The organism is Halolamina pelagica (genome assembly GCF_001307315.1).
Taxonomy (GTDB): Archaea; Halobacteriota; Halobacteria; order Halobacteriales; family Haloferacaceae; genus Halolamina; species Halolamina pelagica_B.
The window spans coordinates 2385588-2404096 of the sequence record NZ_LGUC01000001.1 but is presented as its reverse complement, the minus strand read 5'-3'; the positions used below and the strand labels follow the sequence as shown (position 1 = coordinate 2404096).

The following is an 18509-nucleotide window of genomic DNA, read 5'->3' as shown; positions in this document are numbered from 1 at the left end:
CCGAGAGGTGTCGGCGCGAGTATAAGCGTGTGGGGGTGCTGTCGATCGCGCCGGCCCATACTTATATAGCCGGAGGCCGGCACGTAGCGACCCATGCCGCCGCTACAGGCCGACGCGCTGTTCGCCGCACCCCTCTCGGAGCCGGTGGTTCGACTCACCATCGCGGGCGCGTTGGGGCTGTTCCTCGGCCTGGAGCGCGAGTGGTCCGAGAAGTCCGCGGGGGTGCGGACGTTCTCGCTGCTGACGCTGTCGGGGGCGTCGACGACGCTCCTGGCCCAGCGCGTCGACGCCGCCGGGGCGCTGCTGGCGGTCGGCGGGCTGTTGGTCCTGCTGATGGGCAGCCTGCTCGCGGTCCGGGAGCTACAGGGCGGCGCCGCCGACGCGTCGCTCTCGCTGACGACCAGCGTGTCGATGTTCGTCGCCTACGGCGTCGGCGCGCTGACTGCGGCGGGGCTGGTGATCGAGGGGGTGACGGTGGCCGTCATCTCCTCGGCGCTGCTGGTGCTCAAACGGGAGCTGCACTCCTTCGCGGGCGGGCTCGACCGCGAGGAGCTCCGGTCGGCGACGGAGTTCGCCGTCCTCGCGTTCGTGATCTACCCGCTGCTGCCGGCGGAGTCGGTGTCGCTGTTCGGCGTCGGCTTCCCGCCGCGGGTGGCGTGGCTGATGGTCGTCACCGTCGCGGGGATCGGGATCGCCAACTACGCGCTGGTCCGCAGCTACGGCGGCCGCGGGGTCGCGATCACCGGCTTCTTCGGCGGACTGGCGTCGTCGACGGCGGTCGTCGGCTCGATGCTGGATCACGTCCGCCAGCGCAGCTCGGTGACGGAGTACGCCGTCGCCGCCGTCCTGTTGGCCGACGCCGCGATGGCGAGTCGCAACCTCGCGATCGTGCTCTTCTTCACGCTCACGTCGGGGGTGCCCGTGCTCGTCGCCGCGGCGGCGCCGTTGGGCGCGCTGGTGCTCGCGAGCGTCGGCGCGGCCGCGCTGACCGCCGACTGGGACGCGACGCTGGAGGTTGATCTGGAGAGCCCCTTCTCCCTGCGGAACGCGCTCGCGTTCGGCGGCGTGTTCGCGGTGATCCTCGTCGGCTCGGCGTTCGCCCAGGCCCGCTTCGGCACCGCGGGGCTGTACGTCAGCGCGGCGATCTCGGGGCTGGTCTCCTCGGCGGGCGCGACCACGTCGGCGACGCTTCTGTACATCGGCGGCGGCGTCGCCGGCGGCCCCGCCGTGATCGCGGTCCTCCTCGCCTCGGCGTCGAGCGTCGCAGTCAAGGCGGGGCTGACGCTGTCCGGGCCGCGGCAGTTCGGCCGCTCGGTGACGGTCTGGTCGGTGCTGCTACTGGTCGTGACCGCGCTGGTCGCGGCGGCGGCGATGCTGCTCGGGCAGGGGTTCTGACCGACCGTCAGCTTAACAAAAGCAGCCATATTCCCCTAGGCATGGACCGGGATTCTGTCGAGCCGGAGGTCACTGACCTCCCCGGCGACCGAGCGACGGAGTGGGTTGACTACCACCACGAGTTCTCAGCGCCCAGCACGTACGTCTACGAGTTCGTCTGGGACCACACCGCGCCCGCCGAGGGGCCGTTCTGTACCGACGTCGACGGCAACGTGCTGATGGACTTCACGAGCCACGTCGCCGCGGCGCCGCTCGGCTACAACAACCCGAAGATCATGGAGCCGCTCGCGGAGTTCGAGCTGACCGACCCGGTGAAGATCGCGGGCCAGGACTTCTACGCCTCGGACGGACGCTCGCCGGGCGAGGGGATGCCCGGCGCGGCCGGACTGATGGACCGCATCACCGATATCTCGTCGTCGTTCGACATGGACACGGTGTTCCTCTCGAACTCCGGCGCCGAAGCCGTCGAGAACGCGATGAAGATCTCCTACGACAACAACCCACTCGGGAAGTACGCGCTCACCTTCGAGGGCGCCTTCCACGGGCGGACACTGGGCGCGCTGTCGCTCAACCGCTCGAAGGAGGTGTACCGACGGCGCTTCCCGGAGATCGCGTCGGTCCACGACTTCCCGTTCTGTTCGTGCGAGGACGCGCCGTCGGGCTGTGAGTGTGGCTACTTCCGGGGCGAGGAGTCGGCGCTCAGTGCGAAACTCGATCCCAAGACGGGCCACGTCAACCCCGAGGAGGTCGCGTTCCTGATGATGGAGCCGATCCAGGGCGAAGGTGGCTACCGCTTCCCCAGCGAGGCGTTCGCCCGCGACGTGGCCGAGGTCACCGAGAAGTACGACATCACCCTGATCGCCGACGAGATCCAGGCGGGCCTGGGCCGGACCGGCGAGTGGTGGGCCTCCGAGCACTACCCCTTCGACCCGGACGTGATCACCTCCGCGAAGGGGATGCGCGTGGGGGCGACCATCTCGGACACGGAAATCTTCCCCGAGGAGACGGGTCGACTCTCCTCGACGTGGGGTGCCGGCGACTACCTCGCCGCCGCGAAGGGCGCGTTCACCATCGACGCCATTGAGGAGTACGACCTGCTCGAGAACGCGACCCGGCGCGGCCAGCAGTTCCAGGAGCTCATGCGCGACGCCGACCTCGACGGCGTCACCAGCGTGCGGGGGAAGGGCCTGATGCTCGGCCTCGACTTCGAGTCGAAGGCGCTGCGTGACGACATCGTCGACGCGGCGTTCGCGCGCGGCCTGCTGCTGCTCGCCTGCGGCAAGAAGACGATCCGCGTGCTGCCGCCGATGGACGTGACCGAGCGCGAGATCGAACTCGGCGCCGAGCTGTTCATCGAGGCCATCGAGGCCGAGAACTGAGCGGTAGCGGCTCCCCTTCTGCCGTCGCAGCCTGCGGGAAAACGCAGAGCTCCCCCGCGAGCGGCGCTCTCCGCTCCCAACCGGAACCAGAGCTGTTCCGGTGACCGTCGAGTGGGGCCCCGCGGCACACCGGCGGCCTACATCTGGTAGCGCCGTTCGTCGTCGCGCTCGGGGTACTGGTCGGCGCCGGTCATCTCCTCGTAGGTCGCGCCGGCGAGATACTCGTCGTAAGTCACGTCGTAGCCGCTGCGCAGGTGGAAGTCGAGGTTACCGCTCTGGATCGCCTGTTGGAACAGCGCGTGGACGCCGCGGCGGAGCAGTTCCTCGGTGTCGGTACCCATCGCCGCCGACAGCATCGCGAGTTCGTTCCGCGTCTCGGGGTCGAGGTCGACGGTCGTCTCCTCGCCGATCGCGGTGTAGTTCGCGGTCACGTTCTCGTCGAGGTCGTCGAGGCTCATGGTCGGTGGTACGGTGGGACGCGAATACCGTTTGTGCATCGGCCGGCGGTGACTGGCGAGCGCTGAGGGGCGGCTCTCGACGCCAGCGACCCTCGGCAGCGCGAACGTCCCGTTCCGGGGCCGTGGTCAGTCCTGTGGCACCGGCGTCGGGTCGGCTGTGGTCACCACGCTGGCGGGGACGTAGCGGTCCCAGAGGGCGAGCATGCTCGGCAGGACGAGCACGCTCACGGCGAACGCCGTCGTCATCGCGATGACGACGATGGCGCCGAAGCTCCGCAGTTGGGGGTGCGGGACGAGCGTGATGGTCGCGAACGCGCCCGCGGAGGTGAGCGTGCTGCCGAGCAGTGCGCCGCCGGTCCCGGTGACGGCGGCGTCGAGCGCCTCGAACGTGCCCGCGCCGGCGCGGCGTTCGTCGGCGAAGCGGTCGCCGACGTGGATGTTGTAGTCGACGCCGAGGCCGATGACGAGGCTCATCAGCAGCGCGGTCAGCAGCGTCAGCGGGATCGACAGGAGGTACATCCCGCCGATGACCAGGCCGAGTACCAGCGCGATGGGCACCGAGACGACCAGCCCCAGCGTCGCGCTGCCGTGCATGTACCTGAACACGGCCGCGAGCGTCAGGACGATCGCCGCGAGCGCGAGCACCATCGTGCTGAGGATGCCGCCCACGACTTCGTCGAGGACCGCTTCGTTGATGGCGAAGCTCCCGGTGACGGTCGCTGTCCGGTCGTCGCCTTCCATGCGGTCGGCGCCGTCGGCCAACTGGCTGACGACGCTGTCGGCGTCGGCGTAGTCGGCGTCGAGCGACAGCGTCACGAGCAGCGACTCGTACTCGTCGCCGTCGCGGCCGACGACGCGGCTGGCGACCTCGCTGTCCGCGGCGTAGAAGGCGTCGTACACGCGCTCGAGGTTCCGGTCGGGGACGCCGTTGCCGTCGGTGTCGGCGTCCTCGAGAACGGCCGCGAACGAGTCGTTCCGGGCGGCGACGGCGTGCATCGCCGTCACGGGGAGCGGACGGCGGCGGCGTCCGTGTCCTCGACCAGTAGCTCCGTGCCCTCGACGTACTCGACGCCGTCCCGGAGCGCTTCGAGTGCGTCGTCGTCCGTGACGGCGCCCTCGACGAGGATGCGCTCCTGGACCGCGGCGTCCGCACTCGCGGGCTGGTACACCGCTTCGACGTGCTTGCTCTGTTCGGCGACCGGGTGGCTCTCCCAGCCGACGGGGTCCGGGAGTTGTGTCTTCCACTCGGCGACGTCGCCGTCGCTCTGTTGGTAGCTCTCCTCGTCTAAGTCCATCCACGCCACCCCGCCGGCGCTGCCGACGACGAGCGCGAGGACCAGCACGACCGGCGCGCCGCGGCGCGCGAGCGTGACGGATTTGGCGAGCAGCGGCCGGAGGTAGCGCCCGTGGCCGAGTGCCTGTTTGTGGCGGTCGACCCCGGCGCGTTCGAGCAGGCCGTCGATGCCGACCTTCAGCGCGGGCACGACGGTGACGAAGATGAGCAGCGCGGAGGCGACGCCCAGCGTGATCGCGACGCCGAGATTACGGATGAGCGCCAGCGGGTTCGAGAGGTTCGCGAGGAACCCGATCGCCGCGGTGACCGTGACGAGCACCAGCGCCGTGGCGACGAGGGTGACGCCCCGGCGCATCGGCTCGCGGATCCCCTCCGCTTTCCCGCGCTGTTCGCGGTAGCGGTTGAACACGTGGAACCCGTAGTCGATGCTCAGGCCGGCGACGAGCACCACCGGGATGATGCTGGTGGTGCCGGCGGCGACGCCCAGCCAGCCGAGCAGGCCGAACATCCACAGCACCGAGAGGACGACGCCGACCATGCCGACGACGACGTCGACGAGATCGCGGTAGGCGAACCCGAGCACGACGAGGATGAACGCCAGCGCGGCGGGGACCACCAGCTCGACCATCTCCCCGAAGAAGTGGCTGCTGTAGTCGTCCCAGGCGGCCGCGTTCAGGACGAAGAAGCCGCCGGCGCGCCCGTCCGCGCTCCGGTACAGTGCGGCCGTCGCGTTGTCGACCGTGTCGTTGGCCGCGTCGGCGTCGAGCGCGACGAGCATCCGCCGGTCGGTCGCAGTCGTCTCACTCGGCTCGTGGTCGGCCGGGAGATACCGGAGCGCCCGCGGGTCGTTCGCGAGCGTCCGTTCGACCAGTCGCTCCACTTCGGCGGGCGTCGCCGCCGAGAGCGCCCGGACCTGTTCGTCCAGGCTGGCGTTCTGGCTGCCGGCGGCGCGCTTGGCGACGAGGTTCGACAGGCCCGTGACGCCGTCCTCGTGCAGGGCGGCGCTGACCGTCTCGTTCTCGCGGATCGCCCGTTGGTACCGCAGGCCGGCGAGGAGCGACTCCTTCGAGAGGACGTTCCCGTCGTCGTCGCGGACGTACACCATCTCGAAGCTGCGTTCGGGCTCCTCGTCGGCGCCGCCGAACTGGTTCTGTACGTACTCTGCTTTCTGGATGCGCTCGACGTCTTCGAACGCCTCGGCGTCGGCGCCGGCCTGGCTCTCGGTGTCGAGTTGGGTGACCCCGGCCACCACCACCCCAGACAGGAGGAGCATCACGAGCAGCGTGATGCGGGTGTGGTTCGTAACCGCGCCGACGACCGCCGACAGTTTGTCTCGTGCCATCGTTCGGTGTGAGAGACGCTTCGGCCACCGACCGTGTATAAATGGGCGCCGAACTGCTGAACCGAAACACGTGCACAAACGTTAAATAGTCGAACGCTCCCCGGCGCGCCGACGGCGTTCCGAGCGAACGCGACCGAAACGGTTTTGCTCGGCGACGGACCACCGACAACCACCCATGACGGCCAGTCGTCCCGCGACGCTGCGCCACCGCCAGCGGGTCGGCTACCGGTCGTCCGCCGCCGCGAACAATGCGCCTGCGTGAGCAGGTGCACCACTTCGTTCTCCGACCATCGCCCGGCCGTCCGAACCCCGACCGACCAGCACGCCCACTAACCGACATCCGCCGGCTTCGCCGGCAACCACCACACACATGCTCGAACGAACCTACATCGACGACGTATCGGCCGACGACGAGACGACGACCATCGCGGGCCACGTCCACGACACCCGTGACCTCGGCGGGATCCTGTTCGTCATGGTCCGCGACCGGACCGGGACGATGCAGGCCGTGTTCAAGGAGGACCGCGAGCCAGAACTGTTCGCCGAGGCCGAGGCGCTGGACCGCGAGACGGTGATCCAACTCGGCGGCGAGGTCTCCGAGACCGACCAGGCGCCGGGCGGCGTCGAACTCGTCCCCACGGAGCTGACCGTCGTGAGCGAGGCGAAGGAGGCCCCCACCCTCGAGGTGTCAAAGGACGTCGACGCCGACCTCTCGACGCGGCTGGACAACCGCCACCTCGACGTGCGCGACCCGGAGACCCGGGCCGTGTTCTCGCTGCGCTCGAAGGCGATGGAGGCGATGAAGCAGTACTTCTACGACGAAGAGTTCGAGGAGGTCGACACCCCCGCCCTCTCGACGGCCGGCGCCGAGGGCGGCGCCGACCTGTTCCCGGTCGTCTACTACGACAAGGAGGCGTACCTCTCCCAGAGCCCGCAGCTCTACAAACAGCTGCTCGTCGCCGCGGGCTTCGACCGCCTGTTCGAGGTGGGCCACGCGTTCCGCGCCGAGGAGTTCGCCACCTCGCGGCACGTCTCCGAGATCGCGATGTTCGACGTGGAGCTGGGCTACATCGAGGACCACCACGACGTGATGGACGTCCAGGAGGAGTCCCTGCGTGCGGCCATCGAGGCGGTCCAGGAGAACGCGGGGCGCGAACTCGAACTGCTCGACGCCGATCCGGTGCTCCCCGAGGAGCCGTTCCCGCGCCTGACCTTCGACGAGGCGCTCGACATCCTCGAGGAGGAGTTCGGCCACTTCCCGGACGACCCGACGGACCTCGACACGAAGGGCGAGCGCCTGCTGGGCGAGCACTTCGCGGAGCAGGGCCACCCCGCGGTGTTCGTCGTCGGCTACCCCGAGGAGAAGTTCTACTACAAACAGGGCGTCGAAGGCGACGACATCGCCTCCCGGAAGTTCGACCTCATCTACCGTGGCGAGGAGCTCTCCTCGGGCGGTCAGCGTGAGCACGACATCGACCGCCTGGTCGAGGTGATGGAGGAACAGGGCGTCGACCCCGACAACTTCGAGTTCTACCTCGACGCGTTCCGCTACGGCGCGCCGCCCCACGGCGGCTACGGCCTCGGCATCGACCGCCTCGTGAAGGGGTTGGCCGACCTCGACAACGTCAAGGAGGCCATCCTCTTCCCGCGCGACCCCGACCGACTCGAACCCTGAACGCCCCCGGCGACTGCCGTACTGCCCACTGAACACCCTTTCTTCGCGCCGGGCGCGACCGCGCCGTTTTACCGACGCCGGTCCCCAGCCCAGAGCATGACCGACGCCGACGCCGGCGACGATGCGGCCGCCGACGCGGTCCCGCTCCCGGCGGACCTCGATCTCGACGCCGTCCGCGAGGCGCTGATCGCGTGGTACGAGGCCGACCACCGGCCGTTCCCGTGGCGCCAGACCGACGACGCCTACGAGATCCACGTCAGCGAGGTGATGAGCCAGCAGACCCAGCTCGATCGGGTCGTCGCGGCGTGGGAGGATTTCCGCGACCGCTGGCCGACCGTCGACGCGCTCGCGGCCGCCGACCGCAGCGAGGTCGTCGCGTTCTGGACCGACCACTCGCTGGGCTACAACAACCGCGCGAAGTACCTCCACGAGGCGGCCGGACAGGTCGTCGACGACTACGGCGGCGAGTACCCCCGGAGCCGGCGGCGCTGGAGAGCCTGATGGGCGTCGGCCCGTACACCGCCAACGCGGTCGCGTCGTTCGCGTTCAACAACGGGAACGCGGTCGTCGACACGAACGTCGAGCGCGTCACCTACCGCGCGTTCGACGTCCCGGACGACGACGACGCGTTCGAGGCGGCGGCGCGGACGCTGATGCCCGCCGGGGAGTCGCGGGTCTGGAACAACGCGATCATGGAACTGGGCGGCGTCGCCTGCACGAAATCACCCGCCTGCGACGAGGCCGGCTGTCCGTGGCGCGAGTGGTGTGACGCCTACCAGAGCGGCGACTTCACCGCGCCGGACGTGCCAACCCAGCCGAGCTTCGAGGGCTCACGCCGGCAGTTCCGCGGGCGGATCGTCCGCGTGTTGGGCGACGGCGACGAGGTTGGGCTCGACGACCTCGGCCACCGAATCCGGGTCGACTACGCCCCCGACGGCGAGCACGGTCGGGAGTGGCTGGAGGGGCTGCTCGACGATCTGGCAGACGACGGCCTGGTCGAGGTGGCGGAGGCCAACGGCGAGCGCGTCGCGCGACTGCGGTAGCTCGCTCCCGACGCCGTCGGTTACTCCTCGTGTCCGTCCGTGGACGACCCTTCGATCAGTCCCTGCGCCGCGAACAGCTCCTTTCCGCGCTCGTAGGCGCCGAAGCCGTACAGCCGCGAGGGGGTGAGCACGTAGCGCTGCTTCACGCCACCCTCCGAGCGGTGGCGGACCACGAACCGCGGGCGGGTCACGAGCGGGAGGCCGTACTCCGGTTCGACGCTCTCGACCGTCTCGAAGGGGATCACCACTTCTCGCTCCGGGTTCCCGCCGCGGAGCCGCGTCCACACCGCCCACGCGAGCAGCAGGCCGGCGGCGCCGCCGGAGAGCCACGCCGGGAGCGTCCGGACCGCGAGGACGACACCGACGAGCACGGCGACCAGAAACAGCGCCACGCCCGCCCGACGGATCGGCGGGATCCCCTCGTCGGTCAGCGCGTCGCGAAGCGTCCCGAGCGGGCCTCGCTCGCCTGAAAGGATGCGGAGGCGGTCCTCGGCGACGATGCAGCGGCCGTCGTGAGTGCGGAAGTCGCCAACCACTGTGGGTCCGGTAGGGGGTCGGCGGAATAGCGTTTTTGGGTCGCGCTCAGTCCCCGGCGAGCGCCTGACACCGCTCGACCCACTCGGCCCGGAACCGGTCGTCGCTCACGACCCGGCCGACGAGGTCGCCGGGGCGTCGAACGCCCGCCTCGACACACCAGCCGAGACACGCCCTGTAGATATCCATCGACAGGTCATCCCTGTCGGGATCGCGGACGACCGGCACCGTCTCGGCGCCCGAGAGCGCCGCCGCGAGCGCGCGGGTGTGGCCGTCCGCGAGCACGACCCGGCCCGAGTCGACCGTTCCCGGATCGAGCCCTACATCCTCGACGGGCTCCAGATACGGCAGCGGCTCCGGGTCGGGATCGTCCGCGTCCAACCAGTCGAGCACGCCGCGGAGCTTCTCGGCGCTCACGAGCAGCTGGCTCGGGTGGAGGTCGGCGAGCGGTCGCTGTTCGGCTTGCCCCCCAGTCACGACGCGGTGGAGACGATCTTGATCACGTCGCCCTCTTCGAGTTCGTGGTCCTCGCCGATGCGCCGGCCCGCGCGGGCGTCGACGGCGTGGACGTAGCCGTCGCCGATGTCGGAGTGGACGGCGTAGGCGAGGTCCTTCGGGGTCGACCCCCGTGGGAGCAGGAAGGCGTCTGGCAGGACGCTGCCCGTGCCGTCGGTCCACTTCGACTCGTTCTGGACGGGGTAGGCGGTGATCCGGTCGAGCAGGCCGTAGACGGCCTCGTTCAACGCCTGTTGGACGCCCGTGCCGCCGTGTTCGGCCATCGTCTCCCGGATCGTTTCGAGCCCCTGCTGTTGGCTCTCGCTCAGTTCGCCGAGGATCTCGAAGTCGGCGTCGCCGGGGTCGTAGTCGACGATCCCCGCTTCGGCGCCGTTGCGGAGGGCGAGCTCGCCGTCGGCGGTGCAGGGGACGACGGGTTTGTCGATCTCCCGCAGCGCCTCGACGTTCTCCGCGGGGGCGATGTCGACTTTGTTGGCGACGAGGACGATCGGCTTCGTGCGGGCGCGGAGATCCGTCGCCAGCGTCTCGCGGTGGTCGTCGGTCCAGTCCCGGGGGTTGTCGGGGTACGCCATCCCGCGGAGGGTCGTGGTCACGTCGTACTCGTCGGCGCCGAACCCGGTCAGCAGGTCGTGCAGCGCCTCGTCGATGTCGAAGTCCGGCGAGCGGGACTTGCGCTCGACGGACTCCCAGTTGCGGTCGACGATGCCCGCCAGCCAGCGGTCCATCTCCTCCTCGATGAAGGTGGCTTCCTCGGTGGGGTCGTACGTGCCCACTTCGACGGGTTCGCCCTCCGCGTCGGTCGCGCCGGCGGCGTCGACGACGTTGAGGATCACGTCGGCGTCGGTCAGCGCGTCGAGGAACTGGTTGCCGAGCCCCCGCCCCTCGTGGGCGCCGGGGACGAGCCCCGCCACGTCCAGCAGCTCGACCGGGACGTAGCGCTTGCCGTCGCGGCAGTTGTCGCTGTCACAGCGCTCGTCGCGGTCGAGACAGGGACACTCGGTGCGGACGTGGCTGACCCCGCGGTTCGGGTCGATGGTGGTGAAGGGGTAGTTCCCCACGTCGACCTCCGCCATCGTGGCGGCTTTGAAGAACGTTGACTTGCCGGCGTTGGGTTTGCCGGCGAGCGCGACCGAGAGCATTCGTTGGGCGTGGGTTCAGCGGACGGCGCCAACTGCCTTTCGGTCGACCCGCTCGCGTCAGAAATCGGGGGTCCGCTGCTGTGGGTCTTCCGGCGCGGCCGAGTCGTCGGACTGCACCAACTGGATCTCGCCGTCGGCGCGCAGCGTCCCCTCGACGTTCGCGCGCTCGTGGACCCGCAGGTCGACCGAGGACACGTCCCCGCGGACGCTCGCGCCGGCGTCGATGGTGACGGCGCCGTCGCGGGTGGTCACGTCGCCGTGGATCACGCTGCCGGCGTGGAGATGCACGTCGCCGCGGGCGCGGACGCTGCCGAACAGCTCGGAGCGCTCGTCGATCGTGACCTCGGTCGCGCGGATGTTGCCGTGGAGCCGACACTCCGAGCCGATGCTCGCGGGCGTCGAGACGCGCCACGCGTCGTCGGACACCGACGAGCCGCGGGGGATTACCAACGGTTCCTGCTCGGCCTCGCCGCCGTCGGCCAGCGCGTACGCCAGGTCGTCGGCGGCCTCTTCCTCGCCCAAGCGGAGGAGCTGGGAGAGCACGATGAAGTAGAACACCAGTGTCGGCATCGGGTTCCGGATCGTGATCCAGCCGTTGGCCTCGAACCCCTCCTCGATCTCCACGTCGTCGCCGATGTCCAGATCGCCCGAGACCATCAGCTGGCCGCCGATCCGGGCGCGCTCGCCGAGGTAGGCGTCCTCGCCGACGAGCACGTCGCCGTCCACGTCGGTCCACATGTCCAGCCGACAGTCGTTTTGGGCCTCGATGTGGCCGCCGAAGCTGCTCCGTTCACCGGCCGCGACCGAGCGACCGCGGACCCCGAACTCGACGGTCGACTGCCCACCGACCAGCACGTCGCTCTCGGTCACCAGGTCGTGTTCCTCGACCACGGTGCCGCTGGGGATGGTCAGCTCGTCGAGCGGGTCCTGTCGGAGCGACATACTGCTGTTAGAGGGTCGCTACAGGTAAAAGGCTCCGTCAGACATATATCTGCAACCCGACAGTTCTCCTCGTGTCATCGACGAATGCGCGGGCCAGATCGGGGGGTCTGACGCGGGGCGGCGGTACCGGAAGCGTGGGGTTAACCACGACGAATCCGTACGGTGACGCATGACCGCATTATCGTTCGACGACGAGGGCGTCGACGTCGTCTACGAGGGGACGGAGTTCCGACTGGAGAAGGCGCTGATCGAGGAGGCGACCGAGAAGTCCTACCCGGACGTGACCGACCACGAGGTGCTGAAGATCGTCGAGGAGAACCCGAGCATCTCGGGCGAACCGCGGCGGATCGGCGACATCGTCCAGTCGGTCTGAGGCCGGAGCCCGATCAGCTCAGTCCGTACTCGTCGTGGTCCTCTTCGAGTTCGCCGGCTTCCGCGACGAGGTACCCCATCAGGTCGCGGGCGCTCTCCTCGACGGCCTCGAGGTCGTCGTTCGAGCGCCCCGTAACCGTGACTGAGAGCTCCTGCAGTTCCAGATCCACGCGGGGAACGGTTTTGTCGTCGCCGGAGTCGCCGGCGGTTCGTCGTCGGGCGTCGTCGTCGTCGCCGCTGGGCCGGTCGTCGCCGTCGTCTCCCATACCTGCGGCACTCTGTCGGATCGTACAAAAGTCCGGGGGAGCGAGCCGCGGCGGAACGGGCGTTGCGTCGGGGCGCTGTGCGGTGATAGGGCGACACCGCGGGTCGTAAGCCGGCGTCGGGCTACCCGTCGACGAACGTGCGCCGATCCAGCCGTTCGGTCGCCTCGTCGGCCAGCGTCCGGAGGTTGACGGCGTCCTCGCGGTTGTAGGAGATCAGCGTCTCCAGCGAGCCGTCCTCCCCGCGTTCGTGTTCCTTCCAGAGGCGGACGGCGTCCCGCCCGGAGATGTCCGGCCGGTCGCGCTCGATCCCGATCTCCTGCTCGATCGGCTTCAGCCCGCCCGAGAGATCGAGCTTCTTGCAGGTGTACAGCAGGTCGAGGTGGGGGGTGTTCACGTCGAGCCCGAAGGACGTCTCGAGGAACGGCACGTCGAAGCGCTTCCCGTTGAACGTCACCAGCAGGTCGGCGTCGTCGAACTGGGCGCGGACGTTCTCGGCGGTCAGGTCGTCGCCGTTGACGAGTGTCGTCGTCTCGCCGTCGCAGTGGAACGAGACGGTGGTCACCTCGTTGCGGTCGTGGTCGAGCCCGGTCGTCTCGATGTCGAAGAAGCAGGCTGACTCCCGGAAGTTCTCGTAGAGGCGCCATCGTTCGCCGCTCGGGAACGCCTGGTCGAAGAAGGCGGCGTCGCCGGCGTCGAGGCGGGGTCGAGCCTCGTCGATGAAGTCGCTGATCCGGTCGCCGGTTTTCGCGCCGACCGCGCTCGGGTGGAAGTCGTCCCAGTGGGTGATGTCCTCGGACCAGAGGCGGCGCTCGGTGGCCTCGCCGACGCCGCGGACGGGGATGAAGGAGTTCTCGATACCGATGTTCGTACGTTGTTCGGACATGGTGGGTTTGAGAGATCGGGGTGCCGCGAGCGGCTCCGTGAAGCGTTCATCGACGGCTATGCCAAACGCGGAGAAAAGCCTGCGGATTGCCCGGGTCAGTGAGGGCTGCCTGAACGCTCCGCCATGGCCGGGTGGCAACGACAACAGTTTCCTCCCCTCGCTGTTCATGCTGAACTGAATGGTCGACTCGCTGTGGTACCCTTCCGTCGGGGATGTCGTCGACATCCACGAGGACATCGTCTCGGAGTACCCCGAGACCGATAGAGGGGTTCGAAACCGGGGCGACATCGAGTTCGCCCTCGACTACGTCGAGAGTGGAAGTTTCGGTGAAGCGCCGGAGGGGATCCACGAGAAGGCGTTCCACCTGCTCCGACTGCTCGTCGCCAACCACCCGTTCGTCGACGCCAACAAGCGAACGGCGCTGAACACGACGAGCGTCTTCTACTTCCTCAACGGCTACCGGTTCACTTACGACCACGAAATCCGCTCGTTCCTCAAGCGGTTCGCCGTCGACGAGGCGGCCGTAGACGAGTCAATCGCCATCGAGTACCTCCAGTCACACACTGAACAACTGGATCTCGCCGCCGAGATCGAGAACTGGCGTGAGGACCTCCTTCAGTTCGGCGTCGACGAACTCACGGGCAGCCGGGACGACCCGAACGATTAACAGCATACGTGCGCTACATCGGCTATGGCGACGGAAGAAGGAGTCGAGCCAGAGTCCCCACTCGACGAGGTAATGGCGGACATCAGACAGGAGCTCGTCCGCCGGGTCGCAGCTGCCGACCGCGACGAGAACCGCGATGTCTACGACGCGCTCGAAGACGAGTAGCCACTGCCCGGGCAGTTCGCCGGGCTGCGGATGAGGGAGTTCTCGACGCGCATGCTCTGAGTGGGTCGGTTGTCGGTGATAAAGTCGGCGCTCCGCGCGACGGGGAGCGCTACTCCCGGAGTCGCTCGCGTTCCTGCTCGTCCTCGGTCTGCTCGTACGCCGCACACACCCGGCTCACACCCTCCTCGAAGCCCACCTCGGGCTCCCAGCCCGTGGCCTGCTTGAACTTCGCGGGGTCGGCGTGGGTGTGGTAGACGTAGTTGTCGAGGGGGACCGGCTCGTAGACGGGATCGATGTCGGTGCCCAGCTCCTCGTTGATCATGTCGACCATCTCGTTGAACGTGTACGGATCGCCGACGCCGAGGTTGTAGACGCCGTCGAGCTCCTCCTCGGCGGCGAGTTCGAGGCCGCGGACGATGTCGTCGACGTGGGTGAAGTCCCGGGTCTGGCTGCCGTCGCCCCAGAGCACCGGCGACTCGCCGTCGGCGATGGCGTCGGCGAACTGTGCGATGGTGTTGGCGTACTCGCCCTTGTGCTCCTCGTTGCCGCCGTACCCCTGGTAGACGGAGAAAAACCGCATGCCGGCCAGCGTGAGGTCGTGGAAGTCCGAGTAGTACTCCGCGTAGCGCTCCCGGCCCATCATCGACGCGTCGTACCCCGTCGACGCCTCCACGGGCATCTCCTCGGTACAGGGCTCCTCCTGACTGCCGTAGATCGAGGAGGTCGAGGCGTAGACGAACGTGTCACAGCTGTCGTCCATCGCCTGTTCGACGACGTTGACGAACCCCTCGATGTTGACCCGTGCGCCCTGTCGGGGGTGCTCCTCCAGCATCTGCCGGGAGGAGAGCGCCGCGAGGTGGAACACGGCGTCCACGTCGGTCGGCAGCTCGTCGTCCAGTACGTCCGCCTCGACGAACCGAACGTCGTCGTCGAGGTTCTCGGGGTGCCGAGGTAGCAGTTGTCCAGCGCGATCACGTCGTTGTCGGTCGCGAGATGGTTCGAGAGGTTCGAGCCGATGAACCCCGCGCCACCGGTGACCAGCACGCGCTTGCCGTTCATGTCCGGTGCTCTTCCCGGCGGCGTCAAAGGCCTGTCGTTCGGCGATACCCACGTCTGTCCGGGCTGGAGCCGATTTTTGAACGAATACGGCAGTTCTCTTGCGTATTGTTCGAAACTCCCTCCAAGTTTATCGGAGTCGGCCGCAGGTTTATGTACTCCCATGGGTAATCAGCCAACAAATGTCTTCGATCGAGCTAACAGCCAGCCAGCGCACGATTCTCCGGGCGCTCGTCAACCTCCACGGGGAGGCGGAGTCCGCAGTAAAGGGCGAGACGATCGCCGATGAGGTGGGGCGCAACCCCGGCACGATCCGGAACCAGATGCAGAGCCTCAAAGCGCTCCAGTTGGTCGAGGGCGTCCCCGGGCCGAAGGGCGGCTACAAGCCGACGACCAACGCCTTCGACGCGCTCGACGTCCAGCAGATGGAGGAGCCGGCGTCGGTGCCGCTCACTCACGAGGGCGAGGAGATGCCCGGCGTCAACGTCGAGGAGATCCGGCTCAGCAGCGTCCACAATCCCGACCTCTGCCGGGCGGAGCTACACCTGCGCGGCTCGGTCAAGTCGTTCCACGAGGGTGATCACGTGCGGGCCGGCCCGACCCCGCTGTCGGCGCTGGTCGTCGAGGGGACCGTCGACGGCAAGGACGCCACGGCGAACGTGTTGATCCTCGAGATCGAGTCGATGGCGGCGCCGGCCGGCGAGACCGCGCACTGAGCCGTCGTCCGCGTTACCCTTCCCGTTCGTCGAGCACCACTGGAACCCCTCGCTTGGCAACGTCCCGGGCGAACGCCCCCGAGTCGGCCTGCAGTATCTCGATCGTGTTGTAGTGAACCGGGAGCACCAGATCGGGGTCCATCCGCTCGGCCAGCTCCGCCGACTCAGCGGCGCTGCTGACGACGGTGCCGGCGATGTTGGCGAGGAACAGCGACACCGACAGCTCCGCGAACGCGTCGAGGGCGTCGCTATCGCCCGGCCAGAACACCGACGTGCCCCCGAGCGCGAGGCGGTAGCCGACGCCGGATCCCTTGGGGTGGCTGACGGTGCCGTCCGGGTCGGCGCGGGGGCCGTCCGGCTCGTTGTACGCGGGCACCGACCAGATGTCGGCGCCGCCATCGACGCCGTCGACCGCGAGGTGGGCTTCCTCGCCGATTCGGACGATCTCGCCCGGTAGGTCCGAGACGGGAGCCACGTCGCGATCGATCCCCGCGGGGTCAACGGCGTCGTAGACGACGACCGTCGTCTCCTCGTTCGCGACGCGGCGGATCCCGTCGGCGTCGTAGTGGTGGTCGTGGGTCACACAGACCAGGTCGGCGTCCGCTGGCCGGTAGTTAGTCGCCCGTGGGTGGGCGGCCGCCTTCGGGTTCCCGCCGCCCGGCGGCGTCCACTCGCCGGTCAGCACGCCGTAGCGTCCGGGGTCGAGATACGCGACGAAGCCGCCCTCGGTCTCGATACGCGTGGTCGCGTAGCCGAACCACGTCACCTCCAGGCCGTCGTGGCGGACAGTCATACGCGGAGGTTGGGCGGGGGCCCTTAGGCGTACGCTTTCACGAACTCAGTTCCCGCCCTCGCCCCCGTTCGCCAGCCGTTCGACCCGTTCGACGGTGTCGGCGTCCTCGGGATCCTTGTCCTCGCGGACTTCCACGAACCGCGGGAACCGCAGCGCGTAGCCCGCGCTGTAGGTCGGCGACGCCTGGATCTCCTCGTAGCCGACCTCGAACACGACCGCGGGTCGGAACTCGACGGTCTGGCCGTCCTCGTTGATCACGTGGGGTTCGAGCAGGTCGGTGAGCGCCGCGAGCCGCTCGTCGGTGATCCCCGTCGCGACTTTTCCGACGGTCTCGTAGCCGTCGTCGGCGCCGACCGCGAGCAGGAACGTGCCGAACTCGTTGGCGCGACGCCCCTCGCCCCACTCGGCGCCAGTCACGACGCAGTCGAGCGTCTCCACGTCGGGCTTGCGCTTGAGCCAGTCCTGCCCGCGGTCGCCGGGGGTGTACGTGGAGTCAGGCCGTTTGAGCATGATCCCCTCGTGGCCCGCCGAGAGCGCCGACGCCTCGAACGCCTCGATCTCGTCGGCGTCGTCGCTGTACAGCACCTCGCTGGTGGCGTCGGGCAGGAGGTCGGCGAGCCGGTCGTGGCGCATCCGGAACGGCGAGTCGAGCAGGTCGGTCCCCTCTGTCGCCTCGCGGCCGTCGAGCAGGCAGTCGAACGCGTGAAACTCGAGTTCGACCTCCTCGCGCATCCGGTCCACATCGTGTTTCCGGCGGAAGCGCCGCAGCACCTCCTGAAACGGGAGCGGGCTGCCGTCGTCGTCGACGGCGACGACCTCGCCGTCGAGGATGGCGGGTGCGTCGAGCCGTTGCTCGGCGAACTCACGGATCTCCGGGAGGGCGTCGGTGACCTCCGAGGTGTTCCGGGAGTAGAGCCGGACCGTCGGATCGTCGGGGGTCGCGTCGCGATCCGCGTCAGGTGGGGCGATCCCTTCGGGATGGTGGTGGAGTTGGACGCGCGCGCCGTCGAACTTGATCTCTGCGGCGACGTCGTCCCAGGACTCCAGTGCCCCGGTGACCGTGCCGGCCTGTGCGAGCATCGACTGGACGGGGCGGCCGACGGTGAGGCTCATCGCCTCGAGCCCGTCCTCGCCCTCGTCGCGGGCGATCCGGGCGACGCGGCCGTAGTCGTTGCTCACCTGCAGCGCGTCGGCGACGAGGCCGGCGTCGACGGCGAACGCCTCGACGATCGCGTCCCGAACGGTGCCCTCGCCGACGCCCAGGCGCATCTCCCCGAGCACGAGCCGGGCGAGATAGCGTGCCTCCGCGTCGCTCACCCGAGAGAACAGGCCGAACAGCGTCGCGAGCTTCGTGTCCTCGCTGCCGTCGCCCTCGGTGGCGGCGACCGCCCGGAGCTCGGCGTCGACCTCGGCGAGCGTCGGGTCGTCCCTCCCAGCCGCCCCGTCCGCGGCGAACGCGCCTAGCCCCTGCTGGCCGCCGAGGTCGAGGTTCGCGGCGACGGCGCCGATCTCTCCCTCCTCGGCGAGTCGCTCCTCCACGTCGTCGGCGGTGACGTTCGTCCCCGCTGCCTTCGCCAGCGCGGCGTAGCAGAGCGCGGGCCCCACGTCCAGTGTCCGGGCGTCCCAGCCGGGGAACACCCGTCCCTGGAGGAAGCGGGCGACGGTGCCGATGTCGTCGCCGGCGTCACGGAGCAGCGCCGCGACCAGCGAGACGGTTTCCAGGTCGGCGGGCTCTGCTTCCAGTTCGGCGGCGCGGTCGGCGAAGGCGGCGAACTGCATCTGGCCGGGGTAGGGAGAACGGCCCAAAAAGGCCGCCGATGCGCCGTGGCCGGGCACCCCGTGGCGGCCCCCGAGTACTTCCCGCTGGGGACACA

19 protein-coding genes and 1 pseudogene are annotated in these 18509 nt (G+C 69.1%); 8 read left to right on the top strand and 12 right to left on the bottom strand.

The features are described from left to right. The first annotated feature begins 93 nt into the window (after positions 1 to 93). Together SY89_RS12495 and SY89_RS12490 are read left to right on the top strand one after the other, a co-directional pair. Complete coding sequence (locus SY89_RS12495) at positions 94 to 1395, top strand: MgtC/SapB family protein (RefSeq protein ID WP_054584466.1); 1302 nt, start codon at positions 94 to 96, stop codon at positions 1393 to 1395. 41 nt (positions 1396 to 1436) lie between these two features. Continuing rightward, positions 1437 to 2774 carry an aminotransferase class III-fold pyridoxal phosphate-dependent enzyme gene (locus tag SY89_RS12490; protein WP_054584465.1) on the top strand — a complete coding sequence of 446 codons (1338 nt, stop codon included), beginning with the start codon at positions 1437 to 1439 and terminating at the stop codon, positions 2772 to 2774. 137 nt (positions 2775 to 2911) lie between these two features. Here the strand turns inward: SY89_RS12490 and SY89_RS12485 are convergent, their stop codons facing one another. The 3 genes from SY89_RS12485 to SY89_RS12480 all read right to left on the bottom strand — a co-directional run bounded on the left by SY89_RS12485 (position 2912) and on the right by SY89_RS12480 (position 5868). Continuing rightward, positions 2912 to 3232 carry a hypothetical protein gene (locus SY89_RS12485; protein WP_054584464.1) on the bottom strand — a complete coding sequence of 107 codons (321 nt, stop codon included), beginning with the start codon at positions 3230 to 3232 and terminating at the stop codon, positions 2912 to 2914. A gap of 126 nt (positions 3233 to 3358) precedes the next feature. Further along, on the bottom strand, positions 3359 to 4228 hold the full coding sequence (locus SY89_RS16710) for an MMPL family transporter (protein ID WP_239685664.1): 870 nt from the start codon (positions 4226 to 4228) through the stop codon (positions 3359 to 3361). A 5-nt stretch (positions 4229 to 4233) separates the two neighbouring features. Further along, positions 4234 to 5868 (bottom strand): MMPL family transporter, encoded by a 1635-nt coding sequence (locus tag SY89_RS12480; protein ID WP_144427218.1) that lies wholly within the window; start codon positions 5866 to 5868, stop codon positions 4234 to 4236. A 370-nt stretch (positions 5869 to 6238) separates the two neighbouring features. Here SY89_RS12480 and aspS point away from each other — a divergent pair, with 370 nt between their 5' ends. Together aspS and SY89_RS12470 are read left to right on the top strand one after the other, a co-directional pair. After that, positions 6239 to 7543, top strand: a complete 1305-nt coding sequence (aspS, locus tag SY89_RS12475) for an aspartate--tRNA(Asn) ligase (protein ID WP_054584463.1) — start codon at positions 6239 to 6241, stop codon at positions 7541 to 7543. A 96-nt stretch (positions 7544 to 7639) separates the two neighbouring features. After that, a pseudogene (locus SY89_RS12470) lies at positions 7640 to 8586 on the top strand (HhH-GPD family protein). A 20-nt stretch (positions 8587 to 8606) separates the two neighbouring features. On the opposite strand, the gene SY89_RS12465 reads toward SY89_RS12470, so the two are convergent. Genes SY89_RS12465 through SY89_RS12450 form a run of 4 tightly spaced genes read right to left on the bottom strand, consistent with a single transcriptional unit; the run spans position 8607 to position 11717 of the window. Further along, a complete protein-coding gene (locus tag SY89_RS12465; protein WP_054584462.1) occupies positions 8607 to 9122 on the bottom strand; it encodes a hypothetical protein in 516 nt (171 codons plus the stop codon). A 46-nt stretch (positions 9123 to 9168) separates the two neighbouring features. Next, on the bottom strand, positions 9169 to 9597 hold the full coding sequence (locus SY89_RS12460; protein WP_054584461.1) for a ParB N-terminal domain-containing protein: 429 nt from the start codon (positions 9595 to 9597) through the stop codon (positions 9169 to 9171). Beyond that, the gene (locus SY89_RS12455; RefSeq protein ID WP_054584460.1) at positions 9594 to 10775 is read right to left on the bottom strand and encodes a redox-regulated ATPase YchF; all 1182 of its coding nucleotides are present in this window, start codon (positions 10773 to 10775) and stop codon (positions 9594 to 9596) included. The genes SY89_RS12460 and SY89_RS12455 overlap by 4 nt, the downstream gene beginning before the upstream one ends. A 57-nt stretch (positions 10776 to 10832) precedes the next feature. Continuing rightward, positions 10833 to 11717 (bottom strand): polymer-forming cytoskeletal protein, encoded by an 885-nt coding sequence (locus SY89_RS12450; RefSeq protein ID WP_054584459.1) that lies wholly within the window; start codon positions 11715 to 11717, stop codon positions 10833 to 10835. 169 nt (positions 11718 to 11886) lie between these two features. On the opposite strand from SY89_RS12450, the gene SY89_RS12445 reads away from it, so the two are divergent. Next, a complete protein-coding gene (locus SY89_RS12445; protein ID WP_054584458.1) occupies positions 11887 to 12090 on the top strand; it encodes a DUF5800 family protein in 204 nt (67 codons plus the stop codon). 13 nt (positions 12091 to 12103) lie between these two features. On the opposite strand, the gene SY89_RS12440 is transcribed toward SY89_RS12445, so the two are convergent. Next, positions 12104 to 12355: a hypothetical protein gene (locus tag SY89_RS12440; RefSeq protein WP_054584457.1), complete on the bottom strand. Its 252-nt coding sequence runs from the start codon at positions 12353 to 12355 to the stop codon at positions 12104 to 12106. A 121-nt stretch (positions 12356 to 12476) separates the two neighbouring features. Next, the gene (locus SY89_RS12435; RefSeq protein ID WP_054584724.1) at positions 12477 to 13217 is read right to left on the bottom strand and encodes a ribonuclease H-like domain-containing protein; all 741 of its coding nucleotides are present in this window, start codon (positions 13215 to 13217) and stop codon (positions 12477 to 12479) included. A gap of 199 nt (positions 13218 to 13416) precedes the next feature. Between SY89_RS12435 and SY89_RS12430 the strand changes: the two genes are divergently transcribed. Continuing rightward, positions 13417 to 13905: a type II toxin-antitoxin system death-on-curing family toxin gene (locus SY89_RS12430; RefSeq protein WP_054584456.1), complete on the top strand. Its 489-nt coding sequence runs from the start codon at positions 13417 to 13419 to the stop codon at positions 13903 to 13905. Positions 13906 to 13929: 24 nt separating this feature from the next. Beyond that, positions 13930 to 14070: a hypothetical protein gene (locus SY89_RS17350; protein ID WP_166623299.1), complete on the top strand. Its 141-nt coding sequence runs from the start codon at positions 13930 to 13932 to the stop codon at positions 14068 to 14070. A 109-nt stretch (positions 14071 to 14179) separates the two neighbouring features. Here SY89_RS17350 and SY89_RS12425 read toward each other — a convergent pair whose 3' ends face one another. Beyond that, on the bottom strand, positions 14180 to 15181 hold the full coding sequence (locus SY89_RS12425) for an NAD-dependent epimerase/dehydratase family protein (RefSeq protein ID WP_342764366.1): 1002 nt from the start codon (positions 15179 to 15181) through the stop codon (positions 14180 to 14182). Positions 15182 to 15308: 127 nt separating this feature from the next. On the opposite strand from SY89_RS12425, the gene SY89_RS12420 reads away from it, so the two are divergent. After that, positions 15309 to 15842 (top strand): Rrf2 family transcriptional regulator, encoded by a 534-nt coding sequence (locus tag SY89_RS12420; protein WP_054584455.1) that lies wholly within the window; start codon positions 15309 to 15311, stop codon positions 15840 to 15842. Positions 15843 to 15855: 13 nt separating this feature from the next. Here the strand turns inward: SY89_RS12420 and SY89_RS12415 are convergent, their stop codons facing one another. Next, positions 15856 to 16635: an MBL fold metallo-hydrolase gene (locus SY89_RS12415; protein ID WP_054584454.1), complete on the bottom strand. Its 780-nt coding sequence runs from the start codon at positions 16633 to 16635 to the stop codon at positions 15856 to 15858. Between the two features lie 45 nt (positions 16636 to 16680). Next, positions 16681 to 18414, bottom strand: a complete 1734-nt coding sequence (gene ligA, locus SY89_RS12410) for an ATP-dependent DNA ligase LigA (RefSeq protein ID WP_054584453.1) — start codon at positions 18412 to 18414, stop codon at positions 16681 to 16683. Positions 18415 to 18509 lie beyond the last annotated feature (95 nt).